This is a genomic window from Nitrospirillum guanabarense (assembly GCF_034653355.1).
Classification (GTDB): Bacteria; Pseudomonadota; Alphaproteobacteria; order Azospirillales; family Azospirillaceae; genus Nitrospirillum.
The window spans coordinates 1,769,189-1,789,868 of record NZ_JAYEER010000004.1 but is presented as its reverse complement, the minus strand read 5'-3'; the positions used below and the strand labels follow the sequence as shown (position 1 = coordinate 1,789,868).

The following is a 20,680-nucleotide window of genomic DNA, read 5'->3' as shown; positions in this document are numbered from 1 at the left end:
TGCCGCCTTGGGCTGTGACGCTGGCCCCGGTGTTTAACCGCGTGTTGCGGTGCATCCAAAGCCGAACGTCACGCTGCCTAAGTAACAATGGAGGCGCCAGGCTTCAAATCACTCTTTGTTACCGAATGTTACGTGAAGCCATGCGTATCTACTTGAGCACAAATGCAAATTCGCCTTTTTTCCGCCGCAAATGAAAAGGGCCGCTTTCCCGTGGGAAGCGGCCCTTCACATGATGCGATGCAGTGACGTCAGTCACACGCCTGCCCGCAATTCACCAGCATCAGTTCGCTTGGCGACGCAGGAACGCCGGGATGTCCAGCGAGCTGTCCTCGCCCGGGGCGCGGCCCAGCCCGGGCTCCTGATGCACGGCCGGCTGCTGGCGGGGGGCCGCCTGCGGGGCCGGGGCATGCTGCGGTACCGGCTGCTGGTGAACCTGAGGCGCGTGCTGCTGTGGGGCGTAATGCGCGGCGGGGGCGGGCTGGCGCGGCGCCGGCTGCGGGTGCTGGACCTGCGGGGCCGGGGCCTGTTCGTCACCACCGAAGCCGAACATGCGCTGGAAAATGCCCTTCTTGCGCGGCTCCGCCTGTGGCGGGGTGTAGCGCTCGGGGTTGGGCGCGCCCAGGCGCGGGCCGGCGTCGGCCGGGCGTGGCGGGATGAAGCCGCCACCGCTGCGCTCGCCGCGCAGGGGTCCCGGGGCGGGGGCGCGCATCGGCACCTCCGTCCGGGGGGCGGGCTGCTCGGCCGCCGGTTCCGGCGCCACCTCGACGGCCGGGGCCGCCGCCACGGGGGCGGGGGCCGGCTCGACCGCCGGGGCGAAGGGCGCCGGGGCGGGCACGGCCATCTGGGGTGCAGGCTGCGGCACCTGCGGGGCGGCCACGGGGGCCGGAACCGCCGGGGCGGCGGCCGTCGGCGCCACCGGCGCGGGGGTCAGGGCGGCGTGGTAGCTGGCGCCGGCCGGGCGGACGGGCGTGCTGACCGAGGGCGTGGCCGCCGGGGCGGGCGCACGGCGCACGGCGTTGGTGCTGACCACCGACAGCTGCGGGGCGGCCGCCTGCTGGCGCGGCTGCTGGCCGGCCAGGGTCTCGATGCCCGTCGCCACCACGGAGACGCGCATCTTGCCGTCCAGCTGGGCGTCGAAGGTGGAGCCGAAGATGATGTTGGCGTCGGGATCGACCTCGTCGCGGATGCGATTGGCCGCCTCGTCCACCTCGAACAGGGTCATGTCGTAGCCGCCGGTGATGTTGATCAGGACGCCGCGGGCGCCCTTCATCGACACGTCGTCCAGCAGCGGGTTGCTGATGGCGGCCTCGGCGGCCTCCACGGCCCGGCGCTCCCCGGTGGCCTCGCCCGTGCCCATCATGGCCTTGCCCATCTCCGTCATCACGGTGCGGATATCGGCGAAGTCCAGGTTGATCAGGCCAGGCATGACCATCAGGTCGGTCACGCCGCGCACACCGGAGTGCAGCACGTCGTCGGCCATCTTGAAGGCGTCGGCGAACGTGGTCTTCTCATTCGCCACCCGGAACAGGTTCTGGTTGGGAATGATGATCAGCGTATCGACATAGCCGGCCAGCTCGTTGATACCCTGCTCGGCGATGCGCATGCGGTGCGCGCCTTCGAAATGGAAGGGCTTGGTCACCACGCCCACGGTCAGGATGCCCTGTTCCCGCGCGGCGCGCGCGATCACCGGGGCGGCACCCGTGCCCGTGCCACCGCCCATGCCGGCGGTGATGAAGCACATGTTGGTGCCCTCCAGGTAGGAGAGGATCTCCTCCAACTGCTCCTCGGCGGCGGCGCGGCCCACGTCGGGGCGCGAACCGGCGCCCAGACCGCGGGTGATGGTGCTGCCCAGCTGCAGGCGCTTGGTGGCCTCGCTGCCGGTCAGCGCCTGCGCGTCGGTGTTGGCGACCACGAACTCCACCCCTTCCAGGTTGGAGCGGATCATGTTGTTGACGGCGTTGCCGCCGGCGCCGCCGACACCGAACACGGTGATGCGCGGGCGGGTCAGCACTTCCACCGGCGGAATGGTGACTTTGATGGTCATGGCGTTGTCCCCTCTGCGGAGCGTCCGGAATACGGTGCGGTTAGGTCTTGGATCGAGCTTGGTCTTCGGCCGGTACATCGCTGACGCGATGGCGGCGGCCTGAATTTCTGCAACGAGATGGCCGGGGTCATCGCCAAGGTCATAGGTTGTCTCTCAGCCAATTGCCCATGCGACCCAGCCAGCCGCCGCCGCTGGGCTCCATCAAGGGGGCCAGGGCCGGGGCCTCGGCATGTTGCTGCACGGCGTAGGCCAGCAGGCCGGCGGCGGCGGAGAAAGCGGGACCGCCCACGGATTCCGCCAAGCCGCCAATACGCAAGGGGCGGCCGAGGCGCACCTGCTTGTCCAGCACCTGCTGGGCCAGCTCACGCATGCCGGGCAGCTGGCTGGCGCCGCCGGTCAACACCACGCGGCGGCCGGCCAGCTTGGCGAAGCCGGAGGCATCCAGGCGGCCGCGCACGAACTCGAACACTTCCTCCAGCCGGGGCTGGATGATGCCGACCAGCAGGGATTTGGGAACGTGGTGGGCCTGGGCCCGGTCCTCCTCCCCGATCTGCGGCACATCGATGATCTCGCGCTCGTCCGACGGGGCGGGCAGGGCGCTGCCGTACAGGGTCTTCAACCGCTCGGCATGGGCCAGCGGCGTGGTCAGGCCGCGGGCGATGTCGCTGGTGACGTGGCTGCCACCGATGGGCACGCTGTCCGTCCACACCATCTTGCCGTCGAAGAAGACGGAGATGCTGGTCGTGCCGCCGCCCATGTCGATCAGGGTGACGCCCAGGTCCATCTCATCCTCGACCAGGCAGGACAGGCCTGCGGCGAAGGGGGACATGACGAAGCCTTCCACGCCCAGGTGGCAACGGCCGACGCAGGAATTCAGGTTGCGCACGGGGCCGGCGGCGGCCGTCACCACGTGCAGGCGCACGCCCAGCCGCTCGCCCACCATGCCGCGCGGGTCGCGGATGCCGCTGGACCCGTCCACCGTATAGCCCACGGGGATGGAATGGATCAGCTCCGCATCCGCCGAGACGTTCAGGTTGCGGGCATGGGCCAGGGCGCGGCGCAGGTCGTGGTCGGTGATCTCGGAACCGGAGATGCCCGTCTCCACCGTCAGGGTCTGGCTTTCCGGCTGCCCGCCGGACAGGCCCACCAGCACCTCGCGGATCTGCTCACCGGCCATGGTCTCGGCCGCGTGCACGGCTGTGCCGATGGCGGTCTCCGCCGCCTCCATGTCCACGATGGCGCCGGCGCGCACGCCGCGTGACACCTGGTGGCCGATGCCGACCACGCGGATGGAACCGGGCTCCTCCACCCGGGCGATGAAGCACACGACCTTGCTGCTGCCCACGTCGAGGGCGGCGATGGTGCCCCCGCGCGCCACGCGCTTGGGCTTGGACCGGCCGGTTACGGTGAATGCCATGGTCTGGTCCGCCTCAGTTCTTTTTCGCCGCCGCCTGGCGCTTCTTGTCCGCGGCCTTCGCCGCCGCCTTGGCCGCGATCGCGGCGGGCGAGGATTGGACAACAAGCCGGTCCGGCACCCGCAGGTCGATGGCGACCACGTCGCGCTCCAAAATCTTGTCCGACGCCTCAAGCGCGGCCAGCTGGTGCACGGCCGCCTCGTAGTTCACTTCCGGCAGACGCACTTCCAGGCCGCCCTTCAGGTGCAAATCCCAGCGGCGGGCGCCCACCAGCACGGCGGCGTCGACGCGCGACTGGATGGTGGGCTCGGACGCCAGCGCCGCCAGCAGGGCGCGACCCTGCTTGGGGGCACCCTCACCCACCAGGATGGGCAGGTTAGGAAAGTGGTCCAGGTTATGGTCGGTCAGCACCGTGCCCTCGGCATCCACCAGGGCCAGCTTCTGCTCGTGCTGCCAGATGGCCATGGGCTGGCGTTCCGTCAGCACGACGAACAGGGTGTCGGGCAGGCGCCGCTCGATGCGGGCGCTGGCGATCCAGGGGATCTGCTCCAGCTGCTTGCGCGCGGCGTGCGGGTCGAAGCCCAGGATGGGCGACCCGCGCTCCACCCCGAGGGCTGCCAGCACCTGGGCGCCGTCGGTTTCCTTGCGGCCCTTGACCAGCACCTCCTGTACCTGCAGGCCGCCGCGCGCGGTGATGTCCAGGAAGGCGGCGTCCACCGCGTTGCCGGCCGCGGCCAGCTTGCCACTGGCCCAGCCCCAAAGCACAAGGCCGCCGACCAGGGCCAGCGGCACGATGACGGTGGCCCGGCGGCCCAGGAACTGCTGCCAGCGCGGCACGGCGCGGCGGCGGTTGGCGGCCTGGGCGGCCTTCTGCGTCGTCCGCCGCGTCTCATATGCGATGCGGCTGCGCGGGCTGTCGCCCTCGGGGAACAACCCGGGGCTGGAGGGATGGGTCACCCGTGGCATGCCGCGTGCTCCACAATCCAGCCGCACAGGTCGGCGTAGCTGAGGCCAACGTAGGCCGCCTGTTCCGGCAGCAGCGACAGGGGCGTGAAGCCCGGCTGGGTGTTGGTCTCCAGGAAGCAGAGGCCGGTGACGCCGGGCTTGCCGTCGTCCCAGCGGAAGTCGCTGCGGCTGACGCCGCTGCAGCCCAGGGTCTGGTGGGCCAGCAGGGCCAGGCGCTTGGCTTCCTCCGCCACCTCTGCCGGAATCTGGGCCGGGCAGACGTGGACGGCGTGGCCCTCGGTGTATTTGGCCGTGTAGTCGAAGAACTCGGTGCTGGCCACGATCTCGGTCACGGTCAAGGCGCGGTCGCCCACCACGCCCACGGTCAGCTCGCGGCCGGGGATGAACTTCTCCACCATGACGGTGTCGCCATAGACCCAGTGCTCCGCCTCGATGGCGGGGCCGTTGTGGCCGGCGCGCACGATGCGCACGCCGACGCTGGAGCCCTCGTCCACCGGCTTGATGACGTAGGGCGGTTCCATGACGTGGCCGGCCAGCACTGCCTCGCGGGTGGCGATGACGTCTTCGGCGATGGGCATGCCCACGGTGCCCAGCACGCGCTTGGTCATGGCCTTGTCCATGGCGACGGCGGAGGCCATGACGCCGGAATGGGTGTAGGGCACGCCCAGATATTCCAGCACACCCTGGATCATGCCGTCCTCGCCGCCCCGGCCGTGCAGGGCGTTGAAGATGACGTCGGGCTTGGGCGTCAGCGCCGCCAGCAGGCCGGCCAGGTCGCGCTGCACATCCACCGCGCGTACGACGTAGCCCTTGGATTCCAGGGCCGTGACGATGGACGCGCCGCTGACAAGCGATACCTCGCGCTCGGCAGACCACCCGCCCATCAGGACGGTGACATGCTTAGGCTGGTGACCACTCATCAAACGGCTCCCTATCGGCTGAGGCGGTTCAGCCAGGCGACACAATCCCTAGAGGATAGCCCACCTTTGCAGAACCGCTGGGAAACGCAACATTTTGTGAGTTTCTTGGCGCCTCTTTTTGAAAACCGCTAGCTATAGCGTTGAAATGTCCAGGCCGGTGCAACCGGGGTATAACTACCCGTAGTCCTTCCCTATGTCCTCCGGACGGGTCGAAAATCGACTCGGCCTTTAGCGATTGCGGCACCCGCTCAGGACTGATTCGCGGGCGGCTCAACCCTTGTCCAAAGGCACCCCGATGCGGCGTATTTCCCAGCGCAGGGTGATGCCCGAAGTCTCCAGAACGCGGCGCCGCACTTCCTCGCCCAGGGCCTCGATATCGGCCGCGGTGGCGTCGCCCAGGTTCAGCATGAAATTGGCGTGCTTTTCCGACATCTGGGCGCCGCCGACCACCAGGCCGCGGCAACCGGCCTTGTCCACCAGGGCCCAGGCCTTCTCGCCCGGCGGATTGGCGAAGGTGGAGCCGCCCGTGCGGGCCCGCACGGGCTGGCTGGCGGCGCGGGCCGCCGCGATCTCCTCCATGCGGGCCTGGATGGCGGCCTTGTCCCCGGCTGTCCCGCGCAGGGTGGCGGCGGTGAAGATGACGTCCTCGGGCACGCCGCAGTGGCGATAGGTCAGGTGCAGGTCATCCCGGCTGTAAACACGGCGGCGGCCCTGGCGGTCGATGCCCACGGCCGTCTCGATCACGTCCACCGTCTCCCCGCCATAGGCGCCGCCGTTCATGCGGATGGCGCCGCCGATGGTGCCCGGGATGCCGGACAGGAACTCCAGCCCCGACAGGCCGGTCGCTTGCGCCGTCTGCGCCACGGTCAGGTCCAGGGCACCGGCGCCGGCGTGGACCAGATTATCCTCGACGGAGACCTGGGCGAAGCTGCCGCCCAGGCGGATGACCACGCCGCGCACGCCGCCGTCACGGACCAGCAGGTTGCTGGCGACACCGATGACGGTGACCGGCACGTCGGCCGGGCAGCCGGCCAGGAATTGGGCCAGGTCGTCCTCGTCCGCCGGGCGGAACAGCACGTCGGCCGGGCCGCCCACGCGGAACCAGGTCAGGGGACCCAGCGGGGCGTCGGGCGTCAGGCGGCCGCGCACGGACGGCAGGCGGTGCAGCAGGACCGTGCCCCGGCTCTCCATCTCATCCGTGACGCGCCGCCCCGCCATCATCAGCCGTGGCTCCCCCCGTTGCGCGAACCGGGAATTGCGGTGCCGAACAGGCGGTCCAACTCCGCCGGCAGGGCGTTGGCCCAGGTTGTGATGCTGCCGGCGCCCAGGCAGACCACCAGATCGCCCGGCCGCGCCATGTCGCGGATCATGGACGGCAGCGCCTCGGGCGAGGGCAGGGGCAGGGCGTGGCGGTGGCCGTGGGTGCGCAGGCCGTCGACCAGCGCCTCCTTGGTGACGCCGGGGATGGGCGTCTCGCCGGCGGCATAGACGTCGGCGACGATCACGGCGTCGGCGTCGTTGAAACAGGTGCAGAATTCCTCGAACAGGCTCTGCAGCCGGGTGTAGCGGTGGGGCTGGACCACGGCGATGGTGCGGCCGTTGCCGGCGGTGCGGGCGGCACTCAGCACGGCGGCGATTTCCACCGGGTGGTGGCCGTAATCATCGATGACGACGACGCCGTTGCTCTCGCCGGTCTTGGTGAAACGGCGCTTCACGCCGCTGAACTTGGCCAGGCTCTGGCGGATGCTGTCGTCGTTGATCCCCATGTTCAGGGCGACGGCGATGGCGGCCAGGGAGTTCTGGACGTTGTGCAGGCCGTACATGGGCAGATGCAGGCCGGTGATGGTCCGCTCCTCCCCCGCCACGCGGTCGGAGACGACGACGTCGTAGAAGGCGCCCTGCACCGTGGTCTGCAGGTTGGCGGCGCGTAGGTCGGCCTGGGGATTGAAGCCATAGGTGACGATGCGGCGGTCCACCCGGCTGATCAGGGCCTGCACCTCGGGATGGTCGATGCACAGCGCCGCGAAACCGTAGAACGGGATGTTCTGCACGAACTGGTCGAAGGCCTCGCGCGCCTTGTCGAAGGTGCCGTAGAAATCCAGGTGCTCGGGATCGATGTTGGTGACGACGGCGATGGTGGACGGCAGCTTGGTGAAGGTGCCGTCGCTTTCGTCCGCCTCGACCACCATCCAGTCGCCGGAGCCCAGCTTGGCGTTGGTGCCGAGCGCGTTGATGATGCCGCCGTTGATGATGGTGGGGTCGAAGCCGGCGCCGTCCAGCAAGGCCGACACCAGCGAGGTGGTGGTGGTCTTGCCGTGGGTGCCGGCGATGGCCACCGACCATTTCAGTCGCATCAGCTCCGCCAGCATCTCGGCGCGCCGCACCACGGGGATCAAGGCGGCGCGGGCGGCCGTGACCTCGGGGTTGTCGCGCTTCACGGCGGAGGAGATGCAGACGACGGCGGCGTCGCCCAAATTCTCCGCCCGCTGGCCGATGGACACGGGAATGCCCAGGTCGCGCAGGCGCTTGACGTTGTAGTTGTCGGTCAGGTCGCTGCCCTGGACGGAATAGCCGAGGTTGTGCAGCACCTCGGCGATGCCGGACATGCCGATGCCGCCGATGCCCACGAAATGAATGGTGCCGATGGACAGGGGCATCGCCCTCATTGGCCGTCTCCGCTGCGATAGGGGGAATGCGTCCGGGTCCTGCCCGGGGCGGCGGGACCATAGGCGAAGGGCGACGTCGGATGGAAGCCCGTCTTCCGGGGAGTGGTCATGCGTCCCTCCCGCCGTTGGCGACATGCAGCACCGCGTCGGCCAGGCGATCCGCCGCGTCCGGAATGGCGAAGGAACGGGAGCCGGCGGCCGCCAGGACCAGCGGGGCCGGATCGTCGAGGAAGGCGCCCAGGCGCTCGGCCAGGGCCTCGGCCGTGAACTGGGCGTGCGGCATCAGCCAGGCGCCGCCGGCCTCGACCAGGGCCTTGGCGTTGGCGGTCTGGTGGTCGTCCATGGCTTGGGGGTAGGGGACCAGGATGGCGGGGCGGCCCGCGACCGCCAATTCCGCCACCGTTCCGGCACCGGAACGACAGATGGCCAGGTGGCAGGCGTCCAGCCGGCCGGCCATATCCCGAAAGAAGGGGGCCAGTTCCACGTCCACGCCCAGGCCGGCGTACCCCTCCCGCGCCTGCTCCATCGTCTCCGGCCGGGCCTGCTGCACAATGCGCAGGCGCAGGCGGTGTTCCTGGGACAGGCGGGCGACGGCGGCGGGCAGGATGGCGCTGAAGACGGAGGCGCCCTGGCTGCCGCCTGTCACCAGGATGGACAGGGTGCCAGTGGGTGCCGTGTAGGGCCGGTTGGCCAGGTCCAGGATGGCCGGGCGCACCGGGTTGCCGGTGCGCACGCTGGCGACGTGGCGGGGCAGGCCGCTGACCTGGGGGAAGGACGTCGCGATCAGACGCGCGCCGCCGGCCAGCATCTTGTTGGCCCGGCCCATCACGGCGTTCTGTTCATGCAGCACGACCGGCAGGCCCAGGCGCTGGGCCGCGAACACCGTGGGGACGGAGGGGTAGCCGCCGAAGCCCACCACGGCGGCGGGCTTCAAATCCTTCAGAATGCGGCGGGCCTGCACCGTGCCCGCCAACAGGGACAGGGCCGTGCGCGCCTTGGACACCAGTCCCCGGCCGGGCGTGCCGGCGCTGACCCGGTGCACGGGGATGTCGGCCAGGCCCTCGCCGAAGGCATGGCCGCGCGTGTCGGTCACCAGCACGACGGGCAGGCCCCGGGCGCGCAGGCTACGCGCCAGCGCCTCCGCCGGGAACAGGTGGCCGCCGGTGCCGCCGGCCGCGAGGACGATCGGGCCAATGGGGGGCTGCTGCTGCGTCACGGCAGGTCCCCCTGGCCGAAGCGCTTGCGGGTCAGGGCCAGCAGCATGCCGACGCCGATGCCCAGCGCGATCAGGGATGAGCCGCCATAGCTGATGAAGGGCAGGGTCATGCCCTTGGTCGGCATCATGTGCAGGCTGGAGGCCATGTTGATGCAGGCCTGCAGGCCGAACTGCATGGCCAGCCCCGCCGAGCCCAGCATGACGAACAGGCTCTGTTCGCCATAGGCGCGGGCGAAGCTGCGCATCACCACCACGCCGAACAGCAGCACGATGAACAGGCACCACAGCATGCCCAGTTCCTCCCCCGCCACGGCGAAGATGAAGTCGGCGTGGGCGTCGGGAATGGTCATCTTGACGGTGCCCTGGCCGGGGCCGGTGCCCCACAGGCCGCCGTGCTGGAAGGCGTCCAGCGCGCGCTGGACCTGGTAGTTGTCGCCGGCGGCGGGATCCAGGAAGCGGTTCACGCGGCTCTGCACATGCGGGAACAGGAAGTAGGCGCCCACCAGGCCGGACAGGCCGCACACCACCAGCACCGCCACCAGCAGGATGGGCAGGCCGGCGATGAAGAACTGGCCGAACCACACGGCGCTGACCACGAAGGTCATGCCCAGGTCGGGCTGCATCAGCAGCAGGGCCACGATCATCAGGTAGAAGAGGATGCAGACGCCGAAATAGACCACGTTGTTGGTGTGCCGGGCCTGGGCGAACAGCCAGGCGGCGACCACGGCGAAGGCGGGCTTGATGAATTCCGAGGGCTGGACGGACAGGCCGGGCAGGTGGATCCAGCGCGTGGCGCCCTTGATCTGCACCCCCGACACCAGGGTCAGGGCCACCCCCACCAGCGACAGCAGGAACATGATCATGGCCATGCGCCGCACACCCTTGGGCGACAGCAGCGACACGCCCACCATGACGATCAGGGTGGGGATCAGCATCATCACGTGATGCTGGATGAAGTGGAAGTTATCCAGGCCGATGCGCTCCGCCACCGGCGGGCTGGCGGCCTGGATCAGCACCACGCCGATGGTGGCGATGAGGAAGACGGTGGCCAGGGTCCAGCGGTCGACGGTCCACCACCAGCGGCCGATGACGGATTGGTCGGTACGCGACAACGTGATCATGGCGTCCCGTCCTCCCCTGCTTCCAACTGGCGCACGATGCGGACGAAGGCGTCGCCCCGCACCTCGAAATTGGGATACTGGTCAAAGCTGGCGCAGGCGGGCGACAGCAGCACCGTGCCGCTACCGGCTTCCCTGGCCATGGCGTAGGCGGCGGGCACCGCCTGGTCCAGCGTGCCGTAGCGGCCATAGCTGACCTTGCCCTCCAGCCAGGGGGCGAATTCCTCGGTCGCCTCGCCGATCAGGAAGGCGTGCCGCACCCGGCCCATGAAGGGTTCCAGGCCGGAAAGGCCGCCCTCCTTGGCCTTGCCGCCCACGATCCAGTACATGTCCTCGTAGCAGCCCAGGGCCTTGGACGCCGCGTCGGCGTTGGTGGCCTTGCTGTCGTTGACGAAGCGGATGCCATCGAGGGTGGCGATGGTCTGCTGGCGATGCACCAGGCCGGGGAAGGTGCGCATCGCCTCGGCGATCACCTCGGGCGCCACGCCCACGGCGCGGGTGGCGGCGTAGGCGGCGCAGGCGTTCTGCCAGTTGTGGCGGCCGGGCAGGGCTGGGCACTGGCGCAGGTCGACCACGGCTTGGGCCTGGCCCTCGGTATCGTCCACCAGCACGCCGTCCGCCGCGTGCACGCCGCCCGGGACCACGCGTTCCGATGAGATGCGCACGACCTTGCGGCCGCCTTCCATCTCCAGGCTGTCGGCCATGGCGGCGGTGTTGGGCTCATCGACGCCCAGGATGGCGACGGGCAGGGGCTTGGACGGGTCGCGGGCACCCGGCTGAAAGATCAGGCGCTTGGCGGCGATGTAGCCGTCCATGCCGCCGTGGCGGTCCAAATGGTCGGGCGTGATGTTCAGCAGCACCGCGGCGTCGAAGCCCAGGGAGGGCGTCAGTTCCAGCTGATAGCTGGACATCTCCAGCACATAGACGTCGCCCTCACCCAGTGCCGGGAAGGTCAGGACGGGAATGCCCAGGTTGCCGCCCACGGCCAGGGTGCGGCCGGCATGGGCCAGGATGTGGCCGGTCAGGGCGGTGGTGGTGGACTTGCCGTTGGTGCCGGTGATGCCGACGTAGGCCGCGTCCGGCTGGGCCAGGCGCAGCAGCTCCACGTCGCCGATGATGGGCACCCCGGCGGCCTTGGCGCGGGCTGCCACCGGGTGCGGCGCCGGGAAGGTGTGGGGGATGCCGGGCGACAGCACCAGGGCGGCGACACCCGTAAGGTCCGCCTCATGCAGGTTGGTCAGGGGGATGCCGGCGGCATCCGCCGCCTTCTGACCCCCGGCGCCATCGTCCCAGGCCAGCACCTCCGCCCCGCTGGCGGACAGCACGCGCGCCGCCGCCAGGCCGGAACGCGCCAAGCCCATCACCGCCACGCGGCGGCCTTTGAAGGGGGGAGGAGGATGGGCTGGGACATGGGCGGGGCTTAACGCAGCTTCAGGGTGGACAGGCCGGCCAGGGCCAGGATGACGGCGATGATCCAGAAGCGGATGACGACGGTGGGTTCCGACCAGCCCTTCTTCTCGAAGTGGTGGTGCAGCGGCGCCATGCGGAACACCCGCTTGCCCGTCATCTTGAAGCTGGCGACCTGCACGATGACCGACACGGTCTCCAGCACGAACAGGCCGCCGATGATGGCCAGCACCAGCTCATGCTTGGTGATGACGGCGACGGTGCCGAGCGCGCCGCCCATGGCCAGCGAGCCCGTGTCGCCCATGAACACCATGGCCGGCGGGGCGTTGAACCACAGGAAGCCCAGGCCGGCGCCCACCAGGGCGCCGCAGAACACCGCCAATTCACCCGTGCCGGGCACGTGATGGATCTGCAGGTAGTTGGCGAAGACGGCGTTGCCCGACAGGTAGGCGATCAGGCCGAAGCTGGCGGCGGCGATCATGATGGGCACGATCGCCAGGCCGTCCAGGCCGTCCGTCAGGTTGACGGAGTGGCTGGAGCCGACGATGACGAACACCGCCCAGGGGCCGAACAGGAAACCCAGGGGGATCAGCACGTCCTTGAGGAAGGGCACGGCCAGGCTGGTGTCCAGCGGGCTCTGCGCCACATGCAGGTACCAGGCGGTGGCCACACCGGAGACCGCGATCATGGCCACCATCTTGCCCCGACCGGACAGGCCCTTGGTGTTGCGCTTGGTCAGCTTCAGGAAGTCGTCGCCGAAGCCGACCAGGCCGAAGCCCACCGTCACCAGCAGCACGATCCAGGTGTAGGCGTTGGTCACGTCCACCCACAGCACGGTGGAGATCAGGACCGAGATCATGATCATCAGGCCGCCCATGGTGGGCGTGCCCTTCTTCTTCAGGTGCGTTTCCGGCCCATCGGTGCGGATGGGCTGCCCCGATCCCTGCATGGATTTCAGCCAGCGGATGACGCCCGGGCCGATGAGGAAACTGATGATCAGCGCCGTCAGCATGGCCCCGCCCGTCCGGAACGTGATGTACCGGAATAGGTTGAAAAGCTGGAAGTCGTCGGCCAGCGGGAACAGCAGGTTGAACAACATGGGACGGGTCTTAGCTCCCGGAGACGGCGGAGGAAGGAGGAGGGGGTGGATAGTCAAGGGCTTTCAGGGCGTCGACCACCAGCGCCATGCGGCTGCCGGCGGACCCCTTGACCATGACGACGTCATTGGCGCGCACGGCGGCCCCCACCAGGGGCGCCAACGCGGCGCTGTCCTCGGCGTGGGCGCCCCGGCGCTCGGCCGGCAGGCGGTCGAACAGGTGGCGCATGTTGGGGCCGCAGGTGAAGACCAGGTGCACGTCGGCGGCCACCAGGGCGTCGGCCAGGCCCGCGTGCAGCTTGGGCAATTCAGCGCCCAGTTCCAGCATGTCGCCCAGCACCGCCAGGCGGCGGCCGCCGGGACCCGGCTGGGTGTGGCCCAGCACGGATGCCGAGGCCGCCACCGACACGGGGCTGGCGTTGTAACTTTCGTCCACCAGGGTCAGGCTGCCGCCCCCCGGCAGGGGAATGGCCTGGCGCACGCCCCGGCCCTTGACTGGGGGCAAGGTGGCCAGCGCCCGGGCGGCAGTGGCGACGTCGCCGCCGGCGGCCGACACGGCCAGCAGGACGGCCAGGCTGTTCAGCGCCTGGTGGCGGCCGGGCACGGCCAGGGTGTAGCGCACCACCTGACCTTGGACCTCGGCCGTGACGTCGCTGCCGGTGGGGCCCAGGTCCAGGTCGATCAGGCGGGCGTCCGCCCCGGCGGTGGCGCCGAAGCTCAGCACCTGGCCGATGCCCTGGGTGCGGGCGGCGGCCAGCAGGCGGGCGTACTGGGGGTTGTCGCGGTTCAGGATGGCCGTGCCCTGGCGGGACATGCCCTCGAAAATCTCGGCCTTGGCGTCGGCGATGGCTTCGACGGAGGCGAAGAATTCCAGGTGCACCGCTTCCACCGTGGTGATGATGGCGATGTCCGGCCGCGCCATGCGCGACAGGGGGCCGATCTCACCCGCGTGGTTCATGCCCAGCTCGAACACGCCATAGCGCACGTCGGCCGGCAGGCTGGCCAGCGACAGGGGCAGGCCCAAATGGTTGTTCAGGTTGCCTTCGGTGGCGAAGGTGGGGCCCAGCGCGCCGAGGGCGGCGCGCAGGAATTCCTTGGTGCTGGTCTTGCCCACCGAGCCGGTGACGGCAATGATCTTGGCTGCGGTGTTCAGCCGCGCCACCCGGCCCAGGTCCTCCAATGCCGCCAGCGTGTCCTCGACCACCAGCAGGGGGGCGTCGGCCGCAAGGCCGTCCGGCACATGGCTCACCAGGCAGGCGGCGGCGCCACGCCGCAAGGCCACGTCGACGAAGGCGTGGCCGTCGAAGTTGGGGCCCTTCAGCGCCACGAACAGGTCGCCGGGGGCCAGGGTGCGGGTGTTGATGGACACGCCGGTGGCGGCCCAGTCGGCCCCCTGGGCGCGGCCGTTCGCTGCGGCGGCGGCATCGGCCGCCGTCCACAGCACGGTCTTGGTCGGCGTGGCAGCGGTCATGCCGTACCCCCAGACAGGCCCAGAACGCTGCGGGCGACCGCGGCGTCGTCGAAGGGACGCACCTCCTTGCCCACGATCTGGCCCTGCTCATGCCCCTTGCCGGCGATGACCAGCACGTCACCGGCCTTCAACTCGCCGATGGCCAGCGCGATGGCGGCGGCGCGGTCGTCCACCTCGGTGGCGCCGGGGCAGCCGGCCAGAACCTCGGCCCGGATGGCGCCGGGAATCTCGGTGCGGGGGTTGTCGTCGGTGACGATGACGCGGTCGGCCAGGCGGGCGGCGATGGCGCCCATCATGGGGCGCTTGCCCCGGTCACGATCGCCGCCGCAGCCGAAGACGACGGACAGGCGGCCCTCGGCATGGGGCCGGAGGCTGTTCAGCACCGTCTCCAGCCCGTCGGGCGTGTGGGCGTAGTCGACATAAACGGCGGCGCCATTGTCCAGCGTCGCCACCAGTTCCAGCCGGCCGCGCACGCCATCCAGCTGCGACAGCAGGCCTGCGGTGGCCTGCGGCTCCGCACCGCTGCCGATGACCATGCCCAGCGCGCACAGGGCGTTCCATACCTGGAAGCGGCCCACCAGCGGCAAGACGATGTCGTGGCGGGTGCCCATGACCTCCAGGGTCAGGGCCTGGCCCTGGGGCAGGGCGCGCAGGGCCGTCACCGCCAGCTCACGGCCTCGCTCGCCAAAGCCGATCAAGGTCTGCTTGCGGGTGCGCACCAGGTCGGCCAGGGCCTGGAACTCCGGGATGTCGGCGTTCACCACGGCGGTGGCGCCGCGCGGCATCACCCGGTCGAACAGCATGGCCTTGGCCTTGAAGTAGGCCTCCATGGTGCCGTGGTAATCCAGGTGGTCGCGGGTCAGGTTGGTGAAGCCGCCCACGGTGACCAGCACGCCGTCCAGGCGGAACTGGTCCAGGCCGTGGCTGCTGGCCTCCATCGCCAGGTGGGTGATGCCGCCCTCGGCCAGGCGCGACAGGGTGCTATGCAGGGCCACCGGGTCGGGCGTGGTCAGGCTGTCTTCGCGCGGGAAGCCAGGGGCGATCAGGCCCAGGGTGCCCATGGCGCCGGCCTGGTGCCCCTGCAGCGACCACAGCTGGCGGGTGAACTGCGCGGTGGAGGTCTTGCCGTTGGTGCCGGTGACGGCGGCGATGGTGGCGGGCTGGCGCTTGTAGAAGGCCGCCGCCAGCAGGGCGAAGCGCCGGCGGGGATTGGCGTCCTCGATCAGGCTGACGGGATGAGGCAGGTTTTCAGGCAGCTTGGTGCCCTTGGGCGCCAGCACGGCCACGGCGCCGGCGGCCACCGCCTGGGGAATGAAGTCCCGCCCGTCGCGGGCGCTGCCCGGCATGGCGGCGAAGAGCATGCCCGGCTTGACCGCGCGGCTGTCGGCGGTCAGGCCGGTGATCTCGGGGTCCCGTTCCAGGGCCAGCGCCGATACGGCGATTTCGGTGCGCGATGCCATCAGATCGGTCAGACGCAAGGGTCCCTCTCACACGTGATGCCGGGGCGGGTTGATAGCGCGCTGCCCGGCATCGGTCGACCCCCACCTTACGGTGCCCTGTCGTGTGGGTTTCAGGGGGGGCTGGTTAATTGATGGCCATGGCCTGCAGAATCTCGGGATCGTTGCGGACCACCGGCTTCACCCCCAGCAGGGGTGCGGCCTGCCAGACGATGCGCTGGACCGCGGGGGCCGCGACCCAGCCGGCGGTGGCGAAACCGAAGCTCTTCTTGTTGCCGTGCGGCTCGTCCACCATGACGAACACCACATAACGCGGATCGTTCATGGGGAAGGCGCCGGCGAAGGAGGTGCGCAGCGACTTGTGGGCGTAGCCCTTGCCGCTGACCTTCTCGGCGGTGCCGGTCTTGCCGCCCACCAGATAGTCCAGCGTGTCCGCCGCCTTCAGGTCACCGGTGCCGAAGGCGGTCTTGCCCGTGCCCTCGGTCACCACCAGGCGCATCAGCTTGCGCAGGATGGCCGAGGTCTGGGGCGAGATCACCCGGGTTTCGGGGATCTCGGCGCTGGGGTCGCGCTTCAGCAGGGTGGCGGGGCGCATGATGCCGCCGTCGACCACGGCGGCCACGGCCGAGGACATCTGGATGGGGCTGACGGAGATGCCGTGGCCGAAGGCGACCGTCAGCAGGGTGGTGGGGCGCCAGGGGTTGGGCACCAGGGGGCCGCCGACCTCGGGAATCTCCAGTGACGGGGCCTTCAGCATGCCGAAACGGCCCATGTATTCCCGCTGCACGTCGATGCCGAACTTCTCCGCCATCTTGGCGGAGCCGATGTTGGACGACTTGCGGAAGATGTCGACCACGTCCATCCAGTAATTGACCGGCTCGTCATCATGGATGGTGAAGCGGCCGATCTTCAGCGGATGGCTGGTGTCGAAGGTCTCGTGCAGCTTCACCGTGCCCGTTTCCAAGGCGATGGCGGTGTTCAGGATCTTGAACACCGACCCCATCTCATAGACGCCCAGGGTGGCGCGGTTGAACTTCAACTCCTCGTGCATCTCTCCCGGGTTCTGGGGATCGAAGTCGGGCAGGCTGACCATGGACAGGATTTCGCCCGTCTTGATGTCCATGATCAGGCCGGCGCCGCCAATGGCGTTGAAGTCCTGGATGGCCTGGGTGATTTCCTTGCGCACGATGTGCTGCAGGCGCACGTCGACCGACAGGCGCAGCGGCTCCGCCTGTTCGCGCAGGCGCTTGTCGAACGACTGCTCGATGCCCATCAGGCCGTTGTTGTCGATGCCGGTCAGGCCGATCAGGTGGGCGGTCAGGCTGCCCTGCGGGTAGATGCGGTGCTCCTCCTGCTGGAAGAACACGCCGGGGATGCCCAGCTTGTTGACCTCGAATTCCTGGCGGGGCGTCAGGTTGCGCTTGATCCAGACGAAGCGCTTGTCGCCCTTCAGGTCCTTCAGCACCTGGCGGTAGTCGAGGTCCGGCAGGGTGGCCACCAGCTTGCGGGCGGCCTCCTCCGCGTCGATCACCAGCTTGGGGTCGGCGTAGGCGGACGCGGTGGCCAGCGAGGTCGCCAGCAACACGCCGTTGCGGTCGGTGATCTCCGCCCGGGTGACGGGCAGGGGGCGGGCGGTGGTGTTCTCCGCCACCGGTGGTTCCGCCTCGCGGCTGAACACCATGGTATCGGCCAGGCGCACGCCGATGGCGCCCAGCACCAACGCGAACAGGGCGGCCGTCACCAGAAGGCGCGACCGGCCCTGTTCCAAGGCGTGGCTGGTGGGGTTGTTCAGGCGGACCCTGCCTTCCGACCTGGGGGCCTGGATGCGCTCCATGCCCGCGATGTCGAACCCGGTCAAGGAAAAGGGCGCATCACTCATCGGGCGGCCCCCAGCTTGGCGCTCAAGGTCTGCTCCGCCATCAGGATGGGCTTGGTCTTGGGCTTGGCGGCGCTGCCGGAGGCGGAGGCGAGGGTGACCTTGCCGCCAGCCTTGTCGGCGGCGTCCAGGCTGGCCATCAGGGCGCCGATGCTATCCACCCGCTCCGGCTGCCTCGCCGCCTTCACGGTGGGGGCCGGCTTGCCGCCGGTGGTCTTCACCGGGGCGGACGCCTGCACGTCCGGCGCCTTCAGCGCCACGACCTGGGCCTTGGGTGCGGGCGCCGGGGCGGCCTGGGCGACGGCGACCTGCACGGCGGAGGCGGCCGGCGCCGCGCTGGCGACGTAGGTGGACTCCGGCGCCGGGACGGGCTTCGCCTGGTCCGTCGGCGCGCCGGGGACCGGGGCGGGCGCCTCCGGCTTCACCGGCACGGCGGCCAGGGCCACCATCTGCTCCGCCTTGGTGGGGCGCAGGGTGGAATGCTCGGTCGCCAGGCGCTCCAGCCGGGTGGGATCGTTCAGGTAGGCCCATTCGGCGCGCAGCACCTGGATGGACTGCTGCTCCTGCGCGATCTGCCGGTTGAGGGAGGCCAGGTGCTCCTGCTCCTCCTGCACGCGGTAGCTGGTGTGATAGAGGATGCCGCTGGCGACGGTGGCGAGGCACAGCCAGACGAGCGTGGACTTGCCTATCATGCTGCTTCTCCCATGGGCCAGGCGGGGGCGTCGGTGCGTTCGGCGGCGCGCAACCGAGCGGATCGGGCGCGCGGATTGTGGCGAAGTTCAGGTTCGCTCGGGGTAACCCCGCTGCGCCCCAGAAGACGGAAGGTGGGGGCGGGGCCGCTGTGGGCGGCCGGCATGTGGCGCGACGGCGCGCCCTCCGACCCGCTGCGCTGGCGCAGGAAGTCCTTCACCCGCCGGTCTTCCAGGGAATGGAAGGAGACGACCGCCAGGTGGCCGCCGGGCGCCAGCACCCGTTCGGCCCCGGCCAGGCCACGGTCCAGCTCCCCCAGCTCATCATTCACGTGCAGGCGCAGGGCCTGGAAGCTGCGGGTGGCGGGGTCGATGCCGTCCTTCTTGGACCGGGGAACCACGCCGCGGATGATGTCCGCCAGCTGCGCCGTGGTCTCGATTCGGGATGTGGCGCGGGCGGCCACGATGGCCCGGGCCACGCGGCGGGACAGGCGCTCCTCGCCCAGCCGCCACAGGATGTTGGCGATGTCGGCTTCGGCGTAGTCGTTGACCACGTCGGCGGCGGTGGGGCCGCTCAAGCTCATGCGCATGTCCAGCGGGCCGTCGAAGCGGAAGGAGAATCCCCGCGCCGGATCGTCGATCTGGGGAGAGGAGACGCCGATGTCCAGCGCCACGCCGTCCACCGGGCCGATGCCGTGGGCGGCCAGCAGCTCGGCCATGTCGCCAAACCGGCCCCCGATGATGCGCAGACGGCCGGGGAAACGGGCCAGCAGGGGCTCCGCTCGCTTGATGGCGGCGGGGTCGCGGTCGATGCCGATGACTTGGCAATCCGCCGCTTCCAGGATGGCGCGGGTGTAGCCGCCGGCGCCAAAGGTACCGTCGACATAAACGCCGCCGTCGCGCACGGCCAGGGCCGCCAGCACCTCGGCCAGCAGGACGGAGATGTGGACCTGTGCGCCCTCGCTCTGGGTGACGGTCCCGCTCACTGCGCACCCCCACCGTTGGATCCGGCCGCCAGGACCGAGTTGGTGCGGGCCAGGATGGTGGACAGCGAGATGTTCTGGGCGCGGCTGCGGTCGCGGCTGGCGGCCTCATGGGCGGACAGGGCGTCAGGATCCCAAATCTGGAAGGTGTGGCGGCGGCCGACGAAGGCGGCACCTTCGGTGATGCCGGCGAAGGCCAGGAAGTTTTCCGGCAGGACGATGCGGCCCTCAGGGTCCAGGGCCAGGCGGACGGACCCGCCGAACACCGTGGTCTCGATCAGGTCGCGCATGTCGTCGGGCATGTTGGGATTGTCCAGCGCCTCGGACAGGCGATCCATATAGTCGACGCTGCAGGCATCGATGGCGTTGGCCTGCAGGGACCGGAAGACGATCAGCTCCGTCTGTCCACCAAGGACGCCGCGGAAGGAAGACGGGACTGAAACCCGACCCTTCTTGTCGACCTTGTTCACATATGTGGACAGGAACAAGCCCATCGATCCCCGCGTCTCCAGCGCCTCCGCGCCCCACCCGATCCGGCACCAGTCCCAGTCGCAGAATGCGTCGCCCGTCCGGGTAAAACCGGATAGGCCTGCGCGCCCTGTTTTTGGGTCCATATGGGGTAGCATGGGAAGTTATGGGCGTCAATGGGATGACTAGGCTCAATGCTTGTGCACATGGCGTTTTTCCATAGTTGTGGAAAACGTTCTTCTTTCCCCCGCCTCTAAATCGAACGGGTAGGTCCCATCGCCATATATTCGTGGATTCCCGCCGAATTTAATAGCCATCGGATAGGGGGTACCTATCCTGTGGATAAGGGTGTGGGCAGGGAGACTGTTAGTGGAAAGGCGGCGAAATCTTTTGGATGAGCCACCTTGGTTATTCGGGGGCCGGCTTTGAGCCCAAGTACTCGTCAGTCAAGGGTGGCCACCAAATATGGTAAGGAAAAGGTCATAGGTCGCCATATATAGCTGGCAAAAGCCATTCCACGACCCTTTCCCATGAATTCCCATCCGTCGCCGCAATCGGGCCGAAAATCCCATGCCGACCCATGGGCGGCCGGAGTCACGGGATTTGTGGGGCGTTTTCCCATGCCGGCCCACCCGCCCCGCCGCGAAAGCCGCAAGATCGCGATAACCACCGGAACCGGGCGACGGCGCCGGTCGGGTGCATGGCGGTAGCGTCCAACGTCTTCCTGCCGTTGATCCTGCCCCAGGGCGCCGTCCGGAAGTGGGTATCCCAGGACAAGAAGGGCAAGGCGGTCTTCACCTCCTCCCTGGGTGGGCTCTTCACCCGGGCCCACTGGCGGACCCTACGTCTCCGCCAAGCATGCGCCGGAATTAATCGCCGAGGTGGTGC

The 20,680-nt window shown here is 69.5% G+C and carries 16 protein-coding genes; all 16 read right to left on the bottom strand.

Going from position 1 to position 20,680, the window contains the following annotated elements:
• Positions 1–280 precede the first annotated feature (280 nt).
• Entirely contained in the window at positions 281–2,044 is a 1,764-nt protein-coding gene (ftsZ, locus tag UAA55_RS26295; RefSeq protein WP_322956462.1) for a cell division protein FtsZ, read from the bottom strand.
• A gap of 139 nt (positions 2,045–2,183) precedes the next feature.
• Positions 2,184–3,461, bottom strand: coding sequence for a cell division protein FtsA (gene ftsA, locus UAA55_RS26290; protein WP_145611491.1), 1,278 nt, complete (start codon positions 3,459–3,461; stop codon positions 2,184–2,186).
• 13 nt (positions 3,462–3,474) lie between these two features.
• Positions 3,475–4,425 (bottom strand): cell division protein FtsQ/DivIB, encoded by a 951-nt coding sequence (locus UAA55_RS26285; protein WP_322956461.1) that lies wholly within the window; start codon positions 4,423–4,425, stop codon positions 3,475–3,477.
• Positions 4,413–5,345, bottom strand: a complete 933-nt coding sequence (locus UAA55_RS26280) for a D-alanine--D-alanine ligase (RefSeq protein ID WP_322956460.1) — start codon at positions 5,343–5,345, stop codon at positions 4,413–4,415. The genes UAA55_RS26285 and UAA55_RS26280 overlap by 13 nt, the downstream gene beginning before the upstream one ends.
• Before the next feature lie 270 nt (positions 5,346–5,615).
• Positions 5,616–6,563 (bottom strand): UDP-N-acetylmuramate dehydrogenase, encoded by a 948-nt coding sequence (gene murB / locus UAA55_RS26275; protein ID WP_322957768.1) that lies wholly within the window; start codon positions 6,561–6,563, stop codon positions 5,616–5,618.
• 2 nt (positions 6,564–6,565) lie between these two features.
• Positions 6,566–8,011 (bottom strand): UDP-N-acetylmuramate--L-alanine ligase, encoded by a 1,446-nt coding sequence (murC, locus tag UAA55_RS26270; RefSeq protein WP_322956459.1) that lies wholly within the window; start codon positions 8,009–8,011, stop codon positions 6,566–6,568.
• Positions 8,012–8,117: 106 nt separating this feature from the next.
• A complete protein-coding gene (gene murG / locus UAA55_RS26265) occupies positions 8,118–9,227 on the bottom strand; it encodes an undecaprenyldiphospho-muramoylpentapeptide beta-N-acetylglucosaminyltransferase (RefSeq protein ID WP_322956458.1) in 1,110 nt (369 codons plus the stop codon).
• On the bottom strand, positions 9,224–10,348 hold the full coding sequence (locus UAA55_RS26260; protein ID WP_322956457.1) for an FtsW/RodA/SpoVE family cell cycle protein: 1,125 nt from the start codon (positions 10,346–10,348) through the stop codon (positions 9,224–9,226). Before UAA55_RS26260 ends, murG begins: the two co-directional genes overlap by 4 nt.
• Positions 10,345–11,706 carry a UDP-N-acetylmuramoyl-L-alanine--D-glutamate ligase gene (gene murD, locus UAA55_RS26255; RefSeq protein ID WP_322956456.1) on the bottom strand — a complete coding sequence of 454 codons (1,362 nt, stop codon included), beginning with the start codon at positions 11,704–11,706 and terminating at the stop codon, positions 10,345–10,347. The genes UAA55_RS26260 and murD overlap by 4 nt, the downstream gene beginning before the upstream one ends.
• A 59-nt stretch (positions 11,707–11,765) precedes the next feature.
• Complete coding sequence (gene mraY / locus UAA55_RS26250) at positions 11,766–12,848, bottom strand: phospho-N-acetylmuramoyl-pentapeptide-transferase (protein WP_416235246.1); 1,083 nt, start codon at positions 12,846–12,848, stop codon at positions 11,766–11,768.
• A gap of 13 nt (positions 12,849–12,861) precedes the next feature.
• Positions 12,862–14,319: a UDP-N-acetylmuramoylalanyl-D-glutamyl-2,6-diaminopimelate--D-alanyl-D-alanine ligase gene (locus tag UAA55_RS26245; RefSeq protein WP_322956454.1), complete on the bottom strand. Its 1,458-nt coding sequence runs from the start codon at positions 14,317–14,319 to the stop codon at positions 12,862–12,864.
• Positions 14,316–15,797 carry a UDP-N-acetylmuramoyl-L-alanyl-D-glutamate--2,6-diaminopimelate ligase gene (locus UAA55_RS26240; RefSeq protein ID WP_322956453.1) on the bottom strand — a complete coding sequence of 494 codons (1,482 nt, stop codon included), beginning with the start codon at positions 15,795–15,797 and terminating at the stop codon, positions 14,316–14,318. Before UAA55_RS26240 ends, UAA55_RS26245 begins: the two co-directional genes overlap by 4 nt.
• A gap of 106 nt (positions 15,798–15,903) precedes the next feature.
• The gene (locus UAA55_RS26235; protein ID WP_322956452.1) at positions 15,904–17,655 is read right to left on the bottom strand and encodes a peptidoglycan D,D-transpeptidase FtsI family protein; all 1,752 of its coding nucleotides are present in this window, start codon (positions 17,653–17,655) and stop codon (positions 15,904–15,906) included.
• Positions 17,652–18,344, bottom strand: coding sequence for a cell division protein FtsL (gene ftsL, locus UAA55_RS26230; protein ID WP_322956451.1), 693 nt, complete (start codon positions 18,342–18,344; stop codon positions 17,652–17,654). The genes UAA55_RS26235 and ftsL overlap by 4 nt, the downstream gene beginning before the upstream one ends.
• A complete protein-coding gene (rsmH, locus tag UAA55_RS26225) occupies positions 18,341–19,327 on the bottom strand; it encodes a 16S rRNA (cytosine(1402)-N(4))-methyltransferase RsmH (protein ID WP_322956450.1) in 987 nt (328 codons plus the stop codon). The genes ftsL and rsmH overlap by 4 nt, the downstream gene beginning before the upstream one ends.
• Positions 19,324–19,818, bottom strand: coding sequence for a division/cell wall cluster transcriptional repressor MraZ (locus UAA55_RS26220; protein ID WP_088871857.1), 495 nt, complete (start codon positions 19,816–19,818; stop codon positions 19,324–19,326). Before UAA55_RS26220 ends, rsmH begins: the two co-directional genes overlap by 4 nt.
• Between the last annotated feature and the right edge of the window lie 862 nt (positions 19,819–20,680).

What these genes read in the sequence shown, in the direction of transcription:
- UAA55_RS26280 (WP_322956460.1), bottom strand. Translation starts at nt 5,345, where the DNA reads ATGAGTGGTCACCAGCCTAAGCATGTCACCGTCCTGATGGGCGGGTGG.
- UAA55_RS26220 (WP_088871857.1), bottom strand. Translation starts at nt 19,818, where the DNA reads ATGGGCTTGTTCCTGTCCACATATGTGAACAAGGTCGACAAGAAGGGT.
- murB (WP_322957768.1), bottom strand. Translation starts at nt 6,563, where the DNA reads ATGGCGGGGCGGCGCGTCACGGATGAGATGGAGAGCCGGGGCACGGTC.
- UAA55_RS26260 (WP_322956457.1), bottom strand. Translation starts at nt 10,348, where the DNA reads ATGATCACGTTGTCGCGTACCGACCAATCCGTCATCGGCCGCTGGTGG.
- UAA55_RS26235 (WP_322956452.1), bottom strand. Translation starts at nt 17,655, where the DNA reads ATGAGTGATGCGCCCTTTTCCTTGACCGGGTTCGACATCGCGGGCATG.
- ftsA (WP_145611491.1), bottom strand. Translation starts at nt 3,461, where the DNA reads ATGGCATTCACCGTAACCGGCCGGTCCAAGCCCAAGCGCGTGGCGCGC.
- ftsZ (WP_322956462.1), bottom strand. Translation starts at nt 2,044, where the DNA reads ATGACCATCAAAGTCACCATTCCGCCGGTGGAAGTGCTGACCCGCCCG.
- murC (WP_322956459.1), bottom strand. Translation starts at nt 8,011, where the DNA reads ATGAGGGCGATGCCCCTGTCCATCGGCACCATTCATTTCGTGGGCATC.
- murD (WP_322956456.1), bottom strand. Translation starts at nt 11,706, where the DNA reads ATGGGCTTGGCGCGTTCCGGCCTGGCGGCGGCGCGCGTGCTGTCCGCC.
- UAA55_RS26245 (WP_322956454.1), bottom strand. Translation starts at nt 14,319, where the DNA reads ATGACCGCTGCCACGCCGACCAAGACCGTGCTGTGGACGGCGGCCGAT.
- ftsL (WP_322956451.1), bottom strand. Translation starts at nt 18,344, where the DNA reads ATGATAGGCAAGTCCACGCTCGTCTGGCTGTGCCTCGCCACCGTCGCC.
- UAA55_RS26285 (WP_322956461.1), bottom strand. Translation starts at nt 4,425, where the DNA reads ATGCCACGGGTGACCCATCCCTCCAGCCCCGGGTTGTTCCCCGAGGGC.